We start from the raw sequence: 18,033 nt of genomic DNA, 5'->3' as shown, positions 1-18,033 counted from the left end.
ACCGCGCAGCGAAAATTGAGCATGTCCGGCGGCCGACACAGCTTAGGAGCCTGCGGGGTGCACCACGTACCCTTGGAGACTGTGAAGGTACTTGTCATCGGCCCCGGCGGCCGCGAACACGCCATTGTCCGATCCTTGCTCGCCGACCCCAATGTTTCCGAGGTCCACGCGGCCCCGGGCAACGCCGGCATCAGCGTGCTGGTCCCCACATACGCGATCGACGCGAACGACCCCGACGCCGTCGCCGCGCTGGCCCTCAGGCTCAGCGTGGACCTGGTGGTGGTCGGCCCGGAGGCGCCCCTCGCCGCCGGCGTGTCCGACGCCGTCCGTGCCGCCGGGATCCCGGTGTTCGGTCCGAGCCAGGCCGCGGCCCAGCTGGAAGCGTCCAAGGCCTTCGCCAAGGAAGTCATGGCCGAGGCCGGCGTCCCCACGGCGATGGCCCGCGTGGCTTCCGACGCCGCGGAAGCCGCCGACGCCCTCGACACCTTCGGTGCCCCCTACGTCGTCAAGGATGACGGGCTCGCCGCCGGCAAGGGCGTCGTAGTCACCAAGAACCGCGACGAGGCCCTGGCACACGCCCAGAGCTGCTTCGACGCCGGTGGCACCGTGGTGATCGAGGAGTTTCTGGACGGGCCCGAAGTCTCAGTGTTCGTCCTGTGCGACGGCAGCAACACCGTGGCCCTGTCCCCGGCGCAGGATTTCAAGCGCATCTTTGACAACGACGAGGGCCCCAATACCGGCGGCATGGGCGCCTACACACCCCTGGAGTGGGCCCCCGAAGGCCTCGTCCAGGAGGTGCTGGACCGCGTCGCCCAGCCCACGGTCAACCAGATGGCCCTCCGCGGCACGCCGTTCGTCGGCGTCCTCTTCGTCGGCCTGGCCCTGACTTCGCGCGGGACGCGGGTCATCGAATTCAACGTCCGCTTCGGCGATCCCGAAACCCAGGCCGTCCTGGCACGGCTCAAGACCCCCCTCGGGGGGCTGCTCATGGCCGCCGCCAAGGGCGAACTGGACAAGGTGCAGCCGCTGCGCTGGTCCAAGGACACGGCCGTCGCCGTCGTCGTGGCCGCGGAAAACTACCCCGACACCCCGCGGACGGGCGATCGCATCCGGGGCCTGAAGAAGGTCGATGCCCTGGACGGCGTCCACGTCATCCACGCCGGCACCAAACTTGATGACGAAGGCCGGGTGGTCTCCGCCGGCGGCCGCGTCCTGGCCGTCGTCGCGCTTGGCACGGACCTCGTGGAGGCCCGGGAACGGGCGTACGACGGCGTCGAGCTCGTCCAGCTCCACGGCAGCCAGTTCCGCACCGACATCGGCCGCAAGGCCGCCCGCGGGCAAATCCGCGTTGCGGCGCCGGGAACCCCGGCCTCGTCGAAAGCGAAGGCATGAGCATGAGCGATCCCGCAGCCCCGGCTCCCGACATCAGGCCGAAGGCCGGACTCGACACCGCCACGCAGGACCTGCCGGGCTGGCGGCACGTCTACTCCGGCAAGGTCCGCGACCTCTACGTCCCCGCGGACGCCGCCACGGAACGCTTCGGCCAGGACTGCGTCCTGGTGGTGGCGAGTGACCGCATCAGCGCCTTCGACCACGTGCTGGCCAGCGAGATCCCGGACAAGGGGCGGATCCTGACCCAGCTGAGCCTGTGGTGGTTCGAACAGCTCGGCGTCGCGCACCATGTCCTCGCGTCCACGGTCGACGGCGGTGTCCCGGCCGCCGTCGAGGGCCGGGCGATGATCTGCAAGAAGCTGGACATGTTCCCGGTCGAATGCATCGCCCGCGGCTACCTCACCGGTTCGGGGCTCCTGGAGTACCGCGAGTCGGGCACCGTGTGCAGCATCCCGCTGCCCGCCGGCCTTGTTGACGGATCGCGGCTGGCGGAGGCCATCTTCACGCCGTCGGCGAAGGCCGAGGTGGGCGAGCACGACGAGAACATCACCTACGACGCCGTCGTTGGCCTGGTGGGTGCCGACGTCGCGGCGGAGCTGAGCAGGCTCACCCTGGCGATTTACACCAAGGCCGAGGAAATCGCGCGCGGCCGCGGCATCATCCTGGCCGACACCAAAGTGGAGTTCGGCCTCGACCCCGCCACCGGCGTGATCACCCTGGGCGACGAGGTGCTGACCCCGGATTCGTCACGCTTCTGGGACGCGGCCACGTACCAGCCCGGTCAGGCCCAGCCCTCCTACGACAAGCAGTACGTCCGCGACTGGCTGACCTCGCCGGAATCCGGCTGGGACAAGGCCTCCGACACGCCCCCTCCCGTCCTTCCGGCCGACGTCGTGGCGCGCACGCGCAGCCGCTACGTGGAGGCCTACGAGAAGCTCACCGGCCGCACGTTCGCCTAAGGCGGTACACGGCACGACAGCGCTGCCGCCGCGGGGGCTATGCCTCCGCGGAGGCGGCCTCGACCCGGCGCTGGGCCAGCTTGATCTCGAGCACGGCATCGAGGGCCTGCTGGACCCGGTCCGAGGCGCCCGCGGCGCTGAACTCCTTCTGGGCTTCCTCGAGGTACACCAGGGCCTCGGCGGACTCCCCGGCAGCCTTGAGGGCCTTGCCCAGCAGCAGCGACACCTCGCCTGCCGTGTGCCGGGCCAGCGCCTCCCGCTCGGCGTGGATCTCGCGCAGCTTCTGGACGGCGGCCACGATGTCGCCGGTGAGGTAGAGCCAGCGGGCCCGGATGAAGGCGACCTCGAGCTGGTCCGTCTTGTTGCCGCCGACAATCGAAAGGGCCAGTTCGGCGCGTTCGATCGATGACAGGGTCTCGGGTTCAACGATCCCCGAGGACAGCCGGACGGCGGCCGAGGCCTTGTTGAACCGGGCCCACAGGTCAATGTCATTCGCTGGGGATAGCAGCCGGCCGGCACGCTCGTGGTACTTGATCCCCTCGGGGTAATCATGGCGCATGAAGGCCACGTTGCCGATCACCCAGGCCACCTCGCCGGCGAGTTGGGACATCGAGTGGTCGTCCATCTGGTCGTTCATGGCCTGGCAGTACTCCCAGGCCTCATCCAGCCGGCCGCTCTCGGCCAGGGCGCCGATAAGCGCCCGGAAGGCGCCGATGATCATCGTGGAGCCCTTGGGCAGCTCGGCGCAGAGCCGCACGGCCTCCTGGGCATGTCCGACGGCAGCGGTCAGCTGTCCCTGCCCCTGCGAGGCCGCTGCGAGCATCTGCTGGGCCCGGACGCCGAGTCCTGCCGACTCCGCGGCCATGGGGTGCTCCAGTAGGTTCTGCACGACGTCCTTGCACTCCTGCCAGAGGCCCTGCTTGATCAGGCACTCGGCCTGCATGTAGGTCATGTTCCACCACGCGCTGGTGTTCTTGGCCTCCAGGGCGATCTTGGCGGCGGCCGCGGCGTGGGTGGCGGCCACGGGGTAGTCCCGGAGGTCCCAAGCCTGCCGGGCGTACAGGCCGGCGAGGACGTATTCGGCGTCGCTGACGGACACCGGCTGGCTCCAGGCCTCGAGGGCCTTGGGCGCCAGCTCGAGCCGGCGGGCCAGCTCTTCGATGACGTCGGCCGTCGGCTCGCGGCGTCCGGTTTCCAGTAGAGAAATGTAGCTGGGGGAGTACAGGTCACGGCCCAGTTCCGCCTGCGTCAGGCCCCTTTCGAGCCGTTCCGCGCGGAGCTTCTCCCCAAATCCGTTCCCCACGGATACCTCCTAATTCCGGACATTCTTTGTACTAAATGCTTGACAGTCTCTGTGGAAACCATTTTACAATGTGTGTCAACAAGGGTAGTGCTGACTTGGTTAACGACCCCGACTCATATTGAGGAACTCTATGTTGAAGAAGATTGCAGCCGGCGCCGTCTTGGCGGGCGCACTGGCATTCTCCGCCGCGGCCCCGGCCGTGCTGTCCGCTGCTTCACTTACGGATGTCTCACACGTTGCCGCCGTCGGCAACTGGCCCGATCCCATGCGGGCGGCCCAGGCGGTGGGCAACTGGCCCGACCCCATGACCGCCAAGCTGAACGTCGGCAACTGGCCCGACCCGATGTAAGAGTTTTGACCTAACGGCAATACGGCCCCGGAAGATGTTCTTCCGGGGCCGTATTGCTTCCGGGGCGAGGTCCCTAGTCCGGGGCACCAAAAGTGAGGGAAACAAAAAGAGGACCCTCCGTGTGGAGGGCCCTCTTTTTTCTGTGGTCGGGATGACAGGATTTGAACCTGCGACCTCGTCGTCCCGAACGACGCGCGCTACCAAGCTGCGCCACATCCCGATCCGCTGCTTCAAAAGCAACTTCACAAGAGTATCGGATCAGGGCCCCGATGTGAAATCGGCGTGGGGGAGGCGGGGTGCCCCGCAGTCGTCCCGGCCCCGGGGATCAGACGAGCGAGTCTTTCCAGGCGCCGTGGAGCCGGGCGAAGGCGCCGCCGTCGCCGATCAGCTGCTCGGGGGTGCCGTCTTCGACGACGCGGCCGTCGTGCACCACGAGGACCCGGTCCGCCGTCTCCACGGTGGAGAGCCGGTGCGCAATGATCAGCGCTGTCCGCCCGGTGCCGGCCTCCCGGGTGCTAGCCTCCCGCGTGCTAGCCCCCCGCGTGCCGCGCAACAGCCCCGCGAGGCCCTGCTGGACCATGCGCTCCGACGGGATGTCCAGCGAGGACGTTGCCTCGTCCAGGATCAGTACGGGCGGGCGGGCCAGGAACGCCCGGGCGAAGCTGATCAGCTGGCGCTGCCCGGCGGAGACTCGGCCGCCGCGCTTGTTGACGTCGGTGTCGTAGCCGTCCGGAAGCTCCATGATGAAGGCGTGCGCGCCGACTGCCCGCGCCGCGTCCTCGATCTCCTCGCGGGAGGCTTCCGGCCGGCCCAGGGCGATGTTGTCCGCCACGGAACCGCTGAACAGGAAGGCCTCCTGGGTGACCATGACGACGTTCCGGCGCAGGTCCTCGGTGGTCAGCTGGCGCAAGTCCACGCCGTCGAGGGTGAGGGACCCGGCCGAGACGTCGTAGAACCGGGCGATCAGTTTCGCGAGGGTGGATTTGCCGGCACCGGTCTGCCCGACGAGCGCGACCGTCTGGCCCGCGGGAATGTGCAGGTCAAGGCGCGGGATCACCACCGGGCCGTCGCCGTAGCGGAATTCGACGCCGGTGAAGTCGATGCCGCCCTGCGCGTGCTCCAGCGCCACCGGGTTTTTCGGCGGCCGCACGGTGGGGACCTCCTCGAGCAGGCCCGAGACCTTTTCCAGGGCCGCCTGGGCGCTCTGGAAGGAGTTGTAGAACATCGCCATCTGGTCCACGGGCTGGAAGAAGCGCTTGGTGGACAGGATCAGGGCCAGGAGCACACCCACCTCGAGGTCGCCGCTGAGGACCCGGAAACCGCCGGTGAGCAACACGAGGGCGACGCAGACGTTGCCGATCAGGACCAGCCCGGGCTGGAAGATGCCGTTGAGGTTGATGGAGCGGACGGTCGCCCGCCGGTAGTCCTCGGATAGCTCGGCGTAGCGTGCGGCGTTCTCGCGTTCCTTCCGGAAGGCCTTCACCGCGCGGATACCGGTCATGGTCTCCACGAAGTGCACGATCAGCCGAGCCGAGACCACCCGGGATTCGCGGAAGGCGATCTGCGAGTGCTTCTGGTACCAGCGGGCCAGGAAATACATCGGCACCCCGGCGGCCAGCACCAGGAGCCCGCTGCGCCAGTCAAGGACGAACACCGTCACGGCCGTAAACGCCATGAACAGCATGCCCGAGGCCAGCGAACTCACCCCGGAATCCAGTAGCTCGCGCAGCGCCTCCAGGTCCGAGGTCTGCCGGGCGATGATGCGGCCGGAGGTGTATTTCTCGTGGAATTCCAGGCTCAGCCGCTGCGTGTGGCGGAACACCCGGACGCGGAGGTCCAGCAGCATCGCCTGGCTGAGTCGCGCCGTCGAGGTCACATACAGGGCCGTCAGCCCGGCCGCCACCGCGGCCGCGGCAAGGTAGGCGACGCCGGCAAGGACCAGGGGGAGGCTGTCGCCGGCGCGCACGGCCGGCAGGGCGTGGTCGATCCCGAAGGCGATCAGCGCCGGCCCGGCCACACGGGCGGCCTGGGACAAGACCACGGCGCCGATCGTCAGCCAGAACCGCGCCCGGACCGGGCGGATCAGCGAGCCCAGAAGAGCCAGGGAACGACGCCGGACGGCCTTGCTCTCGTTCCTGCTGAGGTGCGCGTTGTCCTCATTGGCGGTGCCGAACGTTGCGCTGCTCATCGGGAAATCTCCTCGGACTGGTCCTCGAGGGCGGACAATTCTGAATCCAGGTCCCGGGGTTCCGTGTCCAGGCTGGCGATCACGTAGCGGTAGTGGCTGTTCTTGGCGAGCAGTTCCGTGTGGGTTCCGACGGCGGCGATCCGGCCGTCCTCGAGCAGGGCCACCCGGTCGGCGAGCGCCACGGTGGAGGGCCGGTGGGCCACGATCAGCGTGGTGGTGTCCGCGAGGACCTCACGCAGCCTCGCCTCGACGCGTTCCTCGGTGTTCACGTCCAGCGCCGAGAGCGGGTCGTCCAGGACCAGCACGGCCGGTTTCGCGGCGATGGCCCGGGCCAGGGCGATGCGCTGGCGCTGGCCGCCGGAGAGGCTGAGGCCCTCCTCGCCGATCAGGGTCTCCACCCCGTCCGGCAGGGAGTAGGCGAAGTGGGCCTGGGCGACGTCGAGGGCTTCCTCCAGGGCCGCGTCGCGGCCGTCCGCCGATCCGGCGTCGGGGGCACCGGCGTCGGGGGCACCAAGCAGCACGTTGTCCCGGACGGAGCTGGAGAACAAGGTGGTGTCTTCGAATGCCACGGCGACGACGGTGCGCAGGTCCTCCACGCCGAACTCGCGCAGGTCCACGCCGTCGATGCTGATGGAACCGCCGGTGACCTCGTAGAGGCGGGGGACCAGCTGGAGCAGGGCGCTCTTGCCGCTGCCCGTGATGCCCACGAGGGCCATGGTCTCGCCGGGCCGGATGTCCAGGGTGATGTTCTTCAGGATCGGCTTGTCCGGGGCGTCCTCGTACGCGAACGAGGCGTCGCGGAAGCTGAGGGCACCCTTGAGCCGGGCCGGCCGGCGGGGCTGGTCCGGGCTGGTGATCGTATTCTGCGCGTCCATGACCTCGAAGTGCCGGTCCACGGCGGACTTCGCGGTGAGGGCCATCGCCAGCAGCATGCCGCAGAACTCGACTGGCGCGGCAACCACGGCGGCGGTGGCGAAAAAGGCCACGAGGGAGCCGATGGACAGCTGGTCCGTGGAGGCCAGCAGGACGCCTACCACCAGGCCGGCGCCGAGGGCGAGCTCGGGCAGGAGCGTCACCACCAGACTGAACGTCGCCAGGTGCTTGGCCTTGGCGATCTCGGTCTGGCGGAGTTCCTCGGCCTGTTCGTTGAAGCTCTCCAGCGCCTCGCGGCTGCGGCCGAAGGCCTTCAGGACACGGATGCCGTGGACGGATTCCTCGACCGTCGTGGCGAGGTCCCCGGCCTGGTCCTGGCTGCGGCGGGCCACCTTGCTGAACCGGGTCCGGAAACGGAATCCGTAGAACATGATTGGCACCGCGGCAGCCAGGAAGATCAGGGCCAGCTGCCAGCTCATGGAGAACATCACCGCGACGCCGATCACCACGGTGAGCGTGGTGACCACCAGCATGATGGCGCCGAAGGCCATCCAGCGGCGCAGGAAGTTCAGGTCCGTCATGGCGCGGGAGAGCAGCTGCCCGGAACCCCAGCGGTCATGGAAGGAGACCGTGAGGTCCTGAAGGTGCCCGTAGAGCGAGACCCGCATCCGGGTTTCCACGGTGGTGGCCGGATTGATGACGAACTGACGGCGCAGGGCCACGAGGCCGGCCTCGGCAGCGCCCAGGACCAGGATCAGGAGCGAGGCGCCCCAGACGGCTTCCGGGCTGCCGCCGGGCTGCAGGGACTCGTTGACCAGCACGCGCAGCACCTGGGGGATCGCCAGCGCCATGACACTCGCAAGCAGGGCACACAGCAGGCCCATGACCAGCCGCGGCATGATGGGCCTGACATGCGGATAGAGACGGCTGATGGAAGTGAAGAACGAACTCTGCTTGGCCATGCCTGCTTCTTACGCCCGTGCGTGGATAGCACCGTTGAATGTAGTTTCCTCTAGCAACTACCCTAGGGCATCACGTGACCGGATTCACACGTTGTGGGGCGGTCCGGGGATCTCGCCTAGTCATCACGGTCCGCAATGCCTGGCGGCCGGCGTGCCGGCGTGCCAGGCCCAGGCCCCGCGGGACATGCCCGTTTTTGGCACCCCCTTGTGGACATGCCCAGTGCTGGTTGCGGCGCCGGTGGGACATGCCCCGTTTTTGCGCCCACGGGTGGACATGCCCAGTGCTGGCTTGGGCCCCGGTGGGACATGCCCAGTGCTGGCTGCGTGGAGTGGACATGATGCCTATATGTCCAGTGCTCGCGACCTAGGGAGGGCATGTCCCGTGGGCGGGGGCGCGAGAGGAGGGCATGTCCATCCGTCGGGCCCAGAGGAGGGCATGTCCATCCGTCGGGCCGCAGACGCGGGCCGAAAACGCAGACGCCGGCAAGGACCCGGGCTGAACCCGCGCGGGCAGGACCAGCCCTGGGCAGCCTTAGGCGCGCGAGGTCAGCGTGAGTAGGACGGCTTCGGGGCGGCAGGCGATCCGGACCGGGGCGAAGCGTGAGGTGCCGATTCCGCCCGAGACGTTCACCGGCGTCGTGCTGCCGTTGCTTTCCCACGTGTGCAGGCCTTTGGCCCGCCAGGTGGGAAGGTCGCAGTTGGTGACCAGTGCGCCGTATCCCGGGACGCAGATCTGACCGCCGTGGGTGTGCCCGGCCAGGAGGAGGTCGGCTCCGGCTTGGGTGAAGTGGTCGAGGACGCGCTGGTACGGCGCGTGCGCCACGGCGACGCGCAGGTGCGGGTCGGCGGCCCGGCCCTTGGTGCCGCGCGGCCAGCCGGCGTAGCGTTCCAGGCGCAGGTGGGGATCGTCGACGCCGGAGAAGTCGAACCGGATGCCCTTCAGCACGACGGACTGGCAGCGGTTGGTCAGATCCACCCAGCCGGACATGCCGAACTCGGACCTTAGCCGCGGCCAGTCGAGCTTCTCCGGGTCTTTGCGCTGGGCCGAGGGGCCGCGCAAATAGGAGGCGGGGTTCTTGAAGCGCGGGCCGAAGTAGTCGTTCGAGCCGGGGACAAACACGCCGGGGAAGTTCAGCAGGGGGCGCAGGGCCGCCAGCAAGGGTGTCACGCCCTTGGCGTGGCTGAGGTTGTCGCCGGTGTTGACCACGAGGTCCGGCCGCAACTCCGCGAGGGAGGACAGCCATTGTGCCTTCCGGTGCTGGCCCGGAACGAAGTGGATATCGGAGAGGTGGAGGACCCGGAACGGGCCAAACCCGGCCGGCAGGATGGGCAGCGTTTCCGCCCTGAGCACGAACTGGTTCTTCTCCCACAGCCCGTACCCGGCGGTGGCCGCCCCTGCCGCCGTCCCGATCGCGGCGGTCACGGCAAAGCCGCGTCCGATGCTTCGAACGCGGCTCGCCAGATCATTCCCCCGGGTCATCGGCTACTTCTTCTTGCCGGACGACTTTGTAGGCGCCGGCGTCGGGTCGGCGGACGGTTCCGAGGCCGGAGCGCTGCTCTCGCTCGTCGGCGTAGTGGCCCGAGGAGCCGGGGCCGGCGAGTTCAGCAGGTTCGACGGCGGAGCCGGGAACGGATCCGTGCCGTAGCCCGGCGCGACCTGGGCCATGTAGTTCGAGAACTGCGGCCCGGCGATCATGTAGCCGTCGATGCCCTTGTAGAACTTGCCGTTGATCGTGACGTTCTGGCCGGCACGCTGCTGGTTGCCCAGCGGGTCGCCGAACCAGGTGGCCGTCGCCAGGCCCTTGGTGTAGCCCGCCACCCACGTGGAGCTGTTGGTGTCGTTGGTACCGGTCTTCGCCGCGATGGGGAAGTTGGTCCGGGTCGAGATCCGGGGCTGGATCAGTGAGCCCGAGCCGCGGTTGAGCACTTCCTGCATGGCGTACGCGACGCCGCGCGCGACCTCGGGTTTGATGGCATCCCTGCAGTTCGGTGATTGCGCGGGCAGCTGGGCGCCGGTCGCGTCCGTCACCGAGTCAATGGCGATCGGCTCGCAGTACTTGCCGTCGTTGGCGAACGTGGCGAACGCGCTGGCCATGGTCAGCGGCGCCGTCTGGGTGGACCCGATCAGGTTGCCCAGGGTGGTCATCGGCACCTGGGGGTTGGGGTTGTCCGCGCTCGGGAGTCCGCCGTGGATGCCGACGGCGTCGACGACCTTCTGGATCCCGCAGAGGTCCACCTGGGCCGCAGTGGCGAACGTGATGGTGTTGATGGAGTTCGCCAGGCCGTCGAGGACGGACATGTACTTGTAGTAGCCCTCCTCCGCGTTCTGGAGGTCGTGGCTGCCGTTGGTTGCGTCATACCAGCCGACGGTCGGTGCCGGGCAGGTGTTCCGCCAGGGGAAGTTCTGCGGATATCGGCGCACGGCCCCGTTGAGCAGGGTGTTCATGGACTTGCCCTCATTGAGCCATTCCGCGAACGTGAAGGGCTTCATGGTGGAGCCGGGCTGGAAACCGCCCAGGCCGTTGAGGTCGTTGCCCTTGGCGTCCTGGCTGTCCACGTTGAAGTTCTGGGTCTGGTCGAACTTGCCGTCGGTCGGGAACCAGACCGTGTTCTGGGCCATGGAGACGATCTTGCCGGAACCGGGCTGCACGGACACCAGCGAGGCGCCCCACTTGTCCGGGTTCGCGCCGGCCGAACCGTCCACCTGGGCCTGGGCCACGGCCTGGGCGTTGGGATCCAGCGTGGTCTTGATGGTCAGGCCACCGCGGAAGATCTTCCGCTCACGCTCGGCCGCGTCGGCTCCGTAGGCCGGGTTGTTCAGGAGCAGGTGAAGGACGTAGTCGCAGAAATACGGCGCCGTCTGCGAGTAGGCACAGCCCTGGCGGGGCTGGGTGACCTTGGTTTCCACCGGCGTCGCGACTGCTGCATCGTAGTCGGCCTGCTTGATCTTGCCCTGGGTGAGCATCGACTTGAGCACGAGGTCGCGGCGGGTCTTGGCGTTCTCCGGGTTCGTGATCGGGTCATAGTACGAGGGGCTGTTCACGACGCCGGCCAGCAGCGCCGCCTGCGGCAGGGTCAGGTCCTTGGCCGTGGTGCTGAAGAAGAACTTGGACGCGGCCTCGATGCCGTAGGCGTCCCGGTTGAAGAAGACGATGTTCAGGTAGCCCTCTAGGATCTGCTCCTTGGTGAACTTCTTCTCCAGCGCGATAGCCAGCTTCATTTCACGGAGCTTGTCCCCGACGCCCTTGTTGACGCCGTTCAGGAGGACCTCGTCGCCCTTGCCTTCGGCCTCGAGCGAGGAGTTGATGACGTTGTTCACGTACTGCTGCGTAATGGTGGACGCGCCCTGCTTGTTGCCGCGGGCGGTGCTCACGAGGGCGCGCAGGATGCCGGTGGTGTCCACGCCGCCGTGCTCGTAGAAGCGGCTGTCCTCGATGGCGATGATCGCGTCCTTGATGTACGGCGACATCTGGTCGAGCGAAACACGGGTGCGGTTTTCCGCGTAGAGGTTGGCGATCACACTGCCGTCGGAGGCCAGGATCGTGGTCGACTGGCTCGGCGGATCGACCTTCAGCTCTGCCGGAAGGGTGTCAAAGAACTGGATCGAACCGCTCGCCGCGCTGCCCGAAACGGCTGCCGCGGGGACCAGGAGGCCGGCCACCAGGACGCCGCAAATGGCGCTCACGCCCAGGAAAAGAAAGATCTTTCCGAGGGTGGTGGCCGTGTCGAATAAAGGGTTCTTGCCAGTCGCCATGTTTTCCACTTTACCGGCAACGACTAGGCTTTATGTCATGACCAAATGGGAGTACGCCACGATTCCGCTCATTATCCACGCCACAAAGCAGATCCTGGACCAGTGGGGCGAGGACGGCTGGGAGCTCGTCCAGGTTGTTACTGGCCCTGACGGAAACGGCCTGGTTGCCTACCTGAAGCGGGAGAAGCAGTAGCCATGAGCACCCCCTCAGAAGCCGTTCCGGCCACGCCGGCCGCCGCGGAAAACACCTCCGAAAGCGCCGCCGGCGCAGCGAGCCACGTTAACGGCGCGGGCGCGTCGTCCGCCGTCGAGCAGCGCCTGGCCGAGCTGGGCCTCACGCTCCCCGACGTCGCCGCCCCGGTTGCGGCGTATGTCCCGGCCGTCATCTCCGGCAACCACGTCTACACCTCCGGGCAGCTGCCGTTCATCAACGGCAAGCTCGAGGCCACCGGCAAGGTGTCCTCCGGCTCCCAGGGCGCCTCCGACGAGTCCACGGTCTCCCCGGAGGACGCGAAGGCCTACGCCGCCGTCTGCGCCGTCAACGCCCTTGCGGCCGTCAAGAGCGTGATCGGCGACCTCGACCGCATCACGCGGATCGTCAAGGTGGTCGGGTTTGTTTCCTCCGATCCTTCCTTTACCGGCCAGCCCGGCGTCATCAACGGCGCCTCGGAGCTGCTGGGCCAGGTCCTCGGCGACGCCGGCCAGCACGCACGCTCCGCCGTCGGGGTCTCTGTCCTGCCGCTCGACTCGCCCGTCGAAGTCGAACTGATCGCCGAATTCGCCTAGAAGGCCGGTCACTTCGTTGCCTCAGTTAGCACGTCGCTTGTTCGTTTTGCCCCCCGATCTTGAGGGAGCAGCCAAAAGCTGGATTGAACACGGTGAGCGGACGCCCCGCGCGCCCCGCCTGGCCTCCTCGGTGATCCTCCTGCGGGACTCGCCCACAGGCCTGGAGACCTGGCTCGGCTACCGGGCGGGCTCCTCCCCGCTCGGTGTCCTCGCCTTCCCCGGCGGATCGCTGGAGGCGTCCGACGACGACGCCGTCGGCTGGCTTGGCCCCTCGCCCCAGCATTGGGCCGAACAGATGGGGACGGACGACGTCGGGCTGGCGCGCCGCCACGTGGTTGGCGCCATCCGTGAGCTGTTCGAGGAGACCGGCCTCCTGCTGGCCGGCCCGGACCTGTCCAGCACGGTGGAGATGACCTCCAGCGCGGACTGGATGCGTGCCCGCGAAGCCGTGGCGGAGCAGGAGAAGTCCTTCACTGAACTGCTCGCCAAGCGGGGGCTCTCCCTCCGCACGGACCTGCTCAAGCCCCTGGTGAACTGGCTCAGCCCCGATTTCGCGCACCGCCGGTTCAACACCCGCTACTTCGCCGCCACCGTGCCCGTGAACCAGCAGCCCTCGCTGCTGGCCAGCAAGGGCGTGTGGGGCCGCTGGGTGTGCGCCCGGCAGGTTGTGCTCGAACGCGACACCACCGCGCTCGGCGACGAGGTGGGGCAGGAGAACACCGTCGGCCGAACCCTGGGCGAACTCCTGGTGCCAGGGTCGGAGATCATGCTCGAGAAGATGGCCAAGGCCAACGGCTGCATCGCCTACCTCAGCTACAAACGCAAGGCCCACGTCTACCAGCCGAAGCTGGTCGACGAGGGCGGCCGGCTCATGCTCGAAGTCGAGGCCGCCACCACGATCGCCGGCGAACCCCAGAGGGAACGCTAGGTCCGGGGCCAATATGTCCGGGCACGGGCGTTGGGTCCGGGGAGCTCGGCCCGAGGGCGCGCTGGTTCAAGGGCACGGCTCCACTATGCGGGTGGCCTGAACGGGCTTGGCTTGATGGGGTCTGCGGCCGCTGGGCACATGCCCTTCCCTGTACCGCGCGACTGGACATGTCCCTCGTTGCCCTGGCTGAGCCCGGGACATGCCCACTGGTCACTCTGGCCGGTGGACATAGTGGCATCATGTCCAGTCGTCGCAGCCAGGGCTGGGCATGTCCCGTGGACAAACCCGGGGTGAACAACAGAAGGCCGGTCCCGTTTCCGGGGCCGGCCTTCGTGGTTGCTGAGGATCCCTAGCGGGAACGCTGGCGCAGGCGCTGCATGTCGAGAATCACGACGGCGCGGGCTTCCAGACGGAGCCAGCCGCGCTGCACGAATTCAGCGAGAGCCTTGTTGACCGTTTCGCGGGAGGCACCGACCAGCTGGGCGAGCTCTTCCTGCGTCAATTCGTGGGCGACCAGCACGCCGTCGGTCGCCGGGCGGCCGAAGCGGTCGGCCAGATCCAGCAGGGCTTTGGCCACACGGCCCGGCACGTCGGAGAAGACGAGGTCGGACAGGGAGTCGTTGGTGCGGCGCAGGCGGCGGGCCAAGGCCTGCAGCAGCTGGGCCGAAACCTCGGGGCGGGTGCGTAGCAGCGCGTTGAGGCTCTCGTTCTTCAGGCCGGCGAGACGCGTCTCGGAGACGGCAGTTGCCGTGGCCGTTCGCGGGCTGGGGTCGAACAGCGCCATTTCGCCGAAAAGTTCGCCCGGGCCGAGGATGGCGAGCAGTGACTCGCGGCCGTCCGGCGACGTGCGGCCAAGCTTGACTTTGCCGGAGACGATGAAGTAGAGCTGGTCACCCTGATCGCCTTCCCGGAATACCGAGGCACCGCGTGAAAGGTCCACCTCGGTAAGTTCGTCCGTCAGCAGACGGAACGCCTCGTCGTCGAGCGTGGCGAAAAGGGGTGCGCGGCGCAATACCTCGATATCCATGAAATCTCCTGACTAGCTGTGTCGGCTGGGGCGCTTCAGCCATTCTTTCAGAATTTTGGCGCTTCTGTGACGTAGCTGGCACCGAAACGCCCGAAGGGGGCTGAAAGCGCACGGCTCGGGATGTCCGCGCAGTTCCCTGTGCAGACCGGCGGCCGGTCGGCAAACGTTCAGCTTACACCGGTACAATCGTCGCTGAACTGTCTGTGAGGAGCCCCCGGTGTTTGGCTTGACCATTTTGGACCTGGCGTTGATTGTGGCGCTCTTGTCCTACCTGATCCACGGTCTTCGCAACGGCTTTCTTGTGACGCTCGGAGGCATCGCCGGATTCGCGGCAGGCGCGGTGGCCGCGTTCGTGTCGGTTCCCATCGTGAGCGGGCTCGTGGAGGACAGCGGCTGGCGCCTGACGGCAATTGTTGCCACCGCCGTCCTGCTGATGATCGTGGGAAACGGCCTGGGCACCATGATCGGGCGGCGCATCCGCAGCGTGGTCCCGTTCAGCCCATTGCGGGCGGCGGACCGCCTCGTGGGCGGAGGCGTGAATGTGGTGGTGTCCGCCCTGGTGATGTCGATGCTGGCGTTCAGCGTCGGGGCCTTGGGCGTGCCGTTCGTGTCCCAGCAGCTCGCGGAGTCCAAAGTCATCAGGTTCATCGACGGCGTGACGCCGACGCCGGTCAAGGCCTCGATGGCCCAGCTGCGCTCAGCGGTGATCGGCGAGGGCATACCCACCCTGCTGGACGGCTTCGGCCAGAGCCAGCCCGTTGCCATCCCGGATACAAGCACGGACACACCGGCGCTGAACAAGGCAGCCGCGTCAGTACTCAAGATCGCCGGCACGGCCTACCAGTGCGGCCAGAACCAGACCGGAACCGGCTTCGTGGTTTCCCCCGGCCGCGTGGTGACCAACGCCCATGTGGTCGCCGGCGTCGACGAGCCTGTGGTGGAGACGTCCGGCGGCCGAGCGCTGCCTGGACGCGTGGTGTACTTCGACTCCCAGCACGACCTCGCCGTCGTGGCCGTGGATGGCCTGCGAACGGAGCCCTTGGCGCTGGCCGCTGACCTGCCGTCCGGCAGCGCCGCAGCCTTAGCCGGCTATCCGCACGGCGGCCCCTTCCAGTCCAAGCCTGCCACGGTGCAGGACATCACCACCGTGCTGGTCCCGGACATCTACGGCAAGAATGCCTCGCCCGAGGACGTGTACCGGCTCGCCGGCGACGTGCAGCCGGGCAACTCCGGTGGCCCGCTCCTGACCATGGACGGGCAGGTGGCGGGGGTGGTCTTTGCCAAGGCGACAACTGAGTCCTCGCTCGGGTTCGCGATCACCATGAATGACCTCGGCCCCGTCGCGGCCCAGGCGCCCGGTTTGGGCAGTGCCGTCTCGTCCGGACAGTGCATCAAGAAATAACACTGCGTCAAGAAATGACGCCGCTTCAGGGAATCGCCGAACTGCCGCCCTCCGGTTACTGCCGCCCTCCGGTTACTGCCGCGCTCCGGTTAGCGCCGCGCTCCGGTTGGATCCGGGCTCCGGTTAGAGCCACTCCAGGCTCTGCCCGTGCGGGCCGGTGATGGCCGCCGGCTCGCCGTCCTGCAGCAACAGGAACCGGCCGCGGAGCCGGGCATCCTCCATTTCCGGGACCACGTTGGATCCGTCCGCCTGGGCAACCACCGTGTGGCCTTCGTTCGAGAGCCAATGGCAACCCCGCTCCGCCGCGAGATCCGCGATGGTGCGTCGGAACCTGGAGCGGCCCGCGGCGTCGAGGTAGGCCATGACGGCGCTGTGGAATACCACCAGGGCGGCATCCGCCGGGGCGCGGCCGGCGAGGGCCACGAGCTGTTCATTGAGATCGCCGGCCACCAGCAGCGGCGGCCGTTCCTGGGCGATGGCGATCGCCTGGCGCAGCCGTTCGAGCCGGAACTCCTGCTCCGGCCAGACAAGGGCCTCGAGCCAGGCGACGTCGTCCGGGTTGCGCACGTCCAGCGGGTTGAGATCGATCCCGGCGCGCCACACCACCCGGGGCATTTCCGCCGGCAGCGGCACCGGACCCGAGATGACGCAGCGCAGGACCGGGAACGTACCGGGCGTGGCGCCGGCCGGAAGCAGCCGCGTCGTCCGCACGTCTGCGCCCTTTGCCGTGTCGGCGCCGTCAGCCTCCGCCGTTTCGGCGCCCGCCCCCGCCGTGCCGGCGCCCGCTCCCTCCGGGGCGCCGTCGGCCCCCGCGCGGACAAACTCGTAGCCGTAGCAGTCAGGGAACAGGGCCAGGCCGGCCGAGGCGCCCACCTCGATAAGAGCCAGGGGCCTGCCCTCCACGGCCGAAATCTGTCCGAGCGACGGCAACAAGGTGGCGCAGCGTCCGGCCTCGTTCGTCTGCGTGGCCCGCGAAAGAACGATCTCCGAGATCTGGGCCCAGTGCTCATCCAGGAAGATCCGGAAATTGCGGTAGGGGCTGATCTGCGCGCCGAGGAACCTCGCAGCGGCCAGGATCAGCAGCGGCTGGCGCTTGTTGTGCGGCCACCGGTCGATCCGCCGGATCAGCTCGGCGTCTCCGGCGATCCCCACAGCCCACGCGGCATAGCATGGGGAAGAACCGGGCGCATCGACCGTGCCGAAGTGCCGGTACCACTGCGCCGTGCCTGATTCTGTGCCTGGCGCCGTGCCTGACACTGCGGCCGATTCCCCGGACGTCGGCACGGGTTCCGAGGGGGACATGCTCAGTCCTTGTCCGCCTGCAGCCCGGCGAGATATTCCACAGCGAAGCGGTAGCCCAGGATCCCGGCGCCGGCAATCACGGCCTTGCTGATATCCGAAAGGTAGGAATGGTGCCGGAAGGGCTCCCGGGCGTGAACATTGGTGATGTGGACCTCGACGGTCGGCAGGGCAACAGCGGATATGGCGTCCCGGATGGCCACGGACGTGTGCGTGTAGGCGCCGGCGTTGAGCACGATTCCCACCGCCTTCCCGCGTGCGGCGTGGATGGCGTCCACCAGGGCCCCCTCGTGGTTGGACTGGAAGCACTCGACGTCCAGTCCATGTGCCGCACCGGCGTCCTTGGCGAGCTGTTCGACGTCGGCCAGCGTCGCCGTCCCGTATTTTTCCGGCTCGCGGGTGCCGAGCAGGTTCAAATTGGGTCCGTTGAGGACCAGGATGGTGCCGCGGCCGGCGCCGCTGGCGGAGGTGGCTTCAGTCATGTCTGCAAATCTATCGCGCCGCGGCCCGCGCCCGCTGTTCGTTACTGGCCCATGATTCCTCGCCGGGAATCGTGACCGCTGCTGCGGCGCTGGCCAACTCGGTCAACGACGACGGCGGCCCACCATTGTGGGCAGCGCCGCCGTCGGACACACGCCGTGTCGAAACGCGCGGCGGGTTATTTCTTGAGTGATTGGGCGATCTGGGTCATGACGGTGTTGTCGGCGAGGGTGGTCGCGTCGCCGGGGTCCCGGCCTTCGGCGACGTCTTTGAGGAGGCGGCGCATGATTTTGCCGGAGCGGGTTTTGGGCAGTTCGGGGACGATGAGGAT

General features: G+C 68.0%; 15 protein-coding genes and 1 tRNA gene. 7 read left to right on the top strand and 9 right to left on the bottom strand.

What is annotated here, in order from left to right; translation table 11 throughout:
- The first annotated feature begins 81 nt into the window (after nt 1-81).
- Both purD and ACFVTM_RS12115 read left to right on the top strand, forming a co-directional pair.
- The gene (gene purD / locus ACFVTM_RS12120; protein ID WP_390203899.1) at nt 82-1,392 is read left to right on the top strand and encodes a phosphoribosylamine--glycine ligase; all 1,311 of its coding nucleotides are present in this window, start codon (nt 82-84) and stop codon (nt 1,390-1,392) included.
- Nucleotides 1,393-1,394: 2 nt separating this feature from the next.
- Complete coding sequence (locus ACFVTM_RS12115) at nt 1,395-2,351, top strand: phosphoribosylaminoimidazolesuccinocarboxamide synthase (RefSeq protein WP_390203703.1); 957 nt, start codon at nt 1,395-1,397, stop codon at nt 2,349-2,351.
- Between the two features lie 37 nt (nt 2,352-2,388).
- Here the strand turns inward: ACFVTM_RS12115 and ACFVTM_RS12110 are convergent, their stop codons facing one another.
- On the bottom strand, nt 2,389-3,654 hold the full coding sequence (locus ACFVTM_RS12110; protein WP_390203702.1) for a helix-turn-helix domain-containing protein: 1,266 nt from the start codon (nt 3,652-3,654) through the stop codon (nt 2,389-2,391).
- Nucleotides 3,655-3,784: 130 nt separating this feature from the next.
- Between ACFVTM_RS12110 and ACFVTM_RS12105 the strand changes: the two genes are divergently transcribed.
- A complete protein-coding gene (locus tag ACFVTM_RS12105) occupies nt 3,785-4,003 on the top strand; it encodes a hypothetical protein (RefSeq protein ID WP_390203701.1) in 219 nt (72 codons plus the stop codon).
- Between the two features lie 143 nt (nt 4,004-4,146).
- Here ACFVTM_RS12105 and ACFVTM_RS12100 read toward each other — a convergent pair.
- The 5 genes from ACFVTM_RS12100 to ACFVTM_RS12080 all read right to left on the bottom strand — a co-directional run bounded on the left by ACFVTM_RS12100 (nt 4,147) and on the right by ACFVTM_RS12080 (nt 11,780).
- A tRNA-Pro gene (locus tag ACFVTM_RS12100) sits at nt 4,147-4,223 on the bottom strand.
- A 105-nt stretch (nt 4,224-4,328) separates the two neighbouring features.
- The gene (locus ACFVTM_RS12095; protein WP_390203700.1) at nt 4,329-6,191 is read right to left on the bottom strand and encodes an ABC transporter ATP-binding protein; all 1,863 of its coding nucleotides are present in this window, start codon (nt 6,189-6,191) and stop codon (nt 4,329-4,331) included.
- Nucleotides 6,188-8,026: an ABC transporter ATP-binding protein gene (locus ACFVTM_RS12090; RefSeq protein ID WP_390203699.1), complete on the bottom strand. Its 1,839-nt coding sequence runs from the start codon at nt 8,024-8,026 to the stop codon at nt 6,188-6,190. Before ACFVTM_RS12090 ends, ACFVTM_RS12095 begins: the two co-directional genes overlap by 4 nt.
- Nucleotides 8,027-8,558: 532 nt before the next feature.
- Nucleotides 8,559-9,506, bottom strand: a complete 948-nt coding sequence (locus ACFVTM_RS12085) for a metallophosphoesterase (RefSeq protein WP_390203698.1) — start codon at nt 9,504-9,506, stop codon at nt 8,559-8,561.
- A gap of 3 nt (nt 9,507-9,509) precedes the next feature.
- Entirely contained in the window at nt 9,510-11,780 is a 2,271-nt protein-coding gene (locus ACFVTM_RS12080) for a transglycosylase domain-containing protein (protein WP_390203697.1), read from the bottom strand.
- Nucleotides 11,781-11,817: 37 nt separating this feature from the next.
- Between ACFVTM_RS12080 and ACFVTM_RS12075 the strand changes: the two genes are divergently transcribed.
- The 3 genes from ACFVTM_RS12075 to ACFVTM_RS12065 are packed head-to-tail and all read left to right on the top strand — an operon-like array spanning nt 11,818 to nt 13,494.
- Nucleotides 11,818-11,973 carry a DUF4177 domain-containing protein gene (locus ACFVTM_RS12075; RefSeq protein WP_011693223.1) on the top strand — a complete coding sequence of 52 codons (156 nt, stop codon included), beginning with the start codon at nt 11,818-11,820 and terminating at the stop codon, nt 11,971-11,973.
- Between the two features lie 2 nt (nt 11,974-11,975).
- Nucleotides 11,976-12,566: a RidA family protein gene (locus tag ACFVTM_RS12070; RefSeq protein ID WP_390203696.1), complete on the top strand. Its 591-nt coding sequence runs from the start codon at nt 11,976-11,978 to the stop codon at nt 12,564-12,566.
- Between the two features lie 16 nt (nt 12,567-12,582).
- A complete protein-coding gene (locus tag ACFVTM_RS12065) occupies nt 12,583-13,494 on the top strand; it encodes an NUDIX hydrolase (protein ID WP_390203695.1) in 912 nt (303 codons plus the stop codon).
- Nucleotides 13,495-13,843: 349 nt separating this feature from the next.
- Here ACFVTM_RS12065 and ACFVTM_RS12060 read toward each other — a convergent pair whose 3' ends face one another.
- On the bottom strand, nt 13,844-14,521 hold the full coding sequence (locus ACFVTM_RS12060) for a Crp/Fnr family transcriptional regulator (RefSeq protein WP_011693220.1): 678 nt from the start codon (nt 14,519-14,521) through the stop codon (nt 13,844-13,846).
- Between the two features lie 217 nt (nt 14,522-14,738).
- Here ACFVTM_RS12060 and ACFVTM_RS12055 point away from each other — a divergent pair, with 217 nt between their 5' ends.
- A complete protein-coding gene (locus ACFVTM_RS12055; protein ID WP_390203694.1) occupies nt 14,739-15,923 on the top strand; it encodes a MarP family serine protease in 1,185 nt (394 codons plus the stop codon).
- A gap of 123 nt (nt 15,924-16,046) precedes the next feature.
- On the opposite strand, the gene ACFVTM_RS12050 is transcribed toward ACFVTM_RS12055, so the two are convergent.
- Together ACFVTM_RS12050 and aroQ are read right to left on the bottom strand one after the other, a co-directional pair.
- Nucleotides 16,047-17,225, bottom strand: coding sequence for a DUF2332 domain-containing protein (locus ACFVTM_RS12050; protein WP_390203693.1), 1,179 nt, complete (start codon nt 17,223-17,225; stop codon nt 16,047-16,049).
- Nucleotides 17,226-17,227: 2 nt separating this feature from the next.
- Entirely contained in the window at nt 17,228-17,704 is a 477-nt protein-coding gene (gene aroQ / locus ACFVTM_RS12045) for a type II 3-dehydroquinate dehydratase (protein WP_390203692.1), read from the bottom strand.
- Nucleotides 17,705-18,033 lie beyond the last annotated feature (329 nt).

The organism is Arthrobacter sp. NPDC058130, assembly GCF_042884475.1.
Classification (GTDB): domain Bacteria; phylum Actinomycetota; class Actinomycetes; order Actinomycetales; family Micrococcaceae; genus Arthrobacter.
This window is presented reverse-complemented; position numbering and strand designations above follow the sequence as displayed.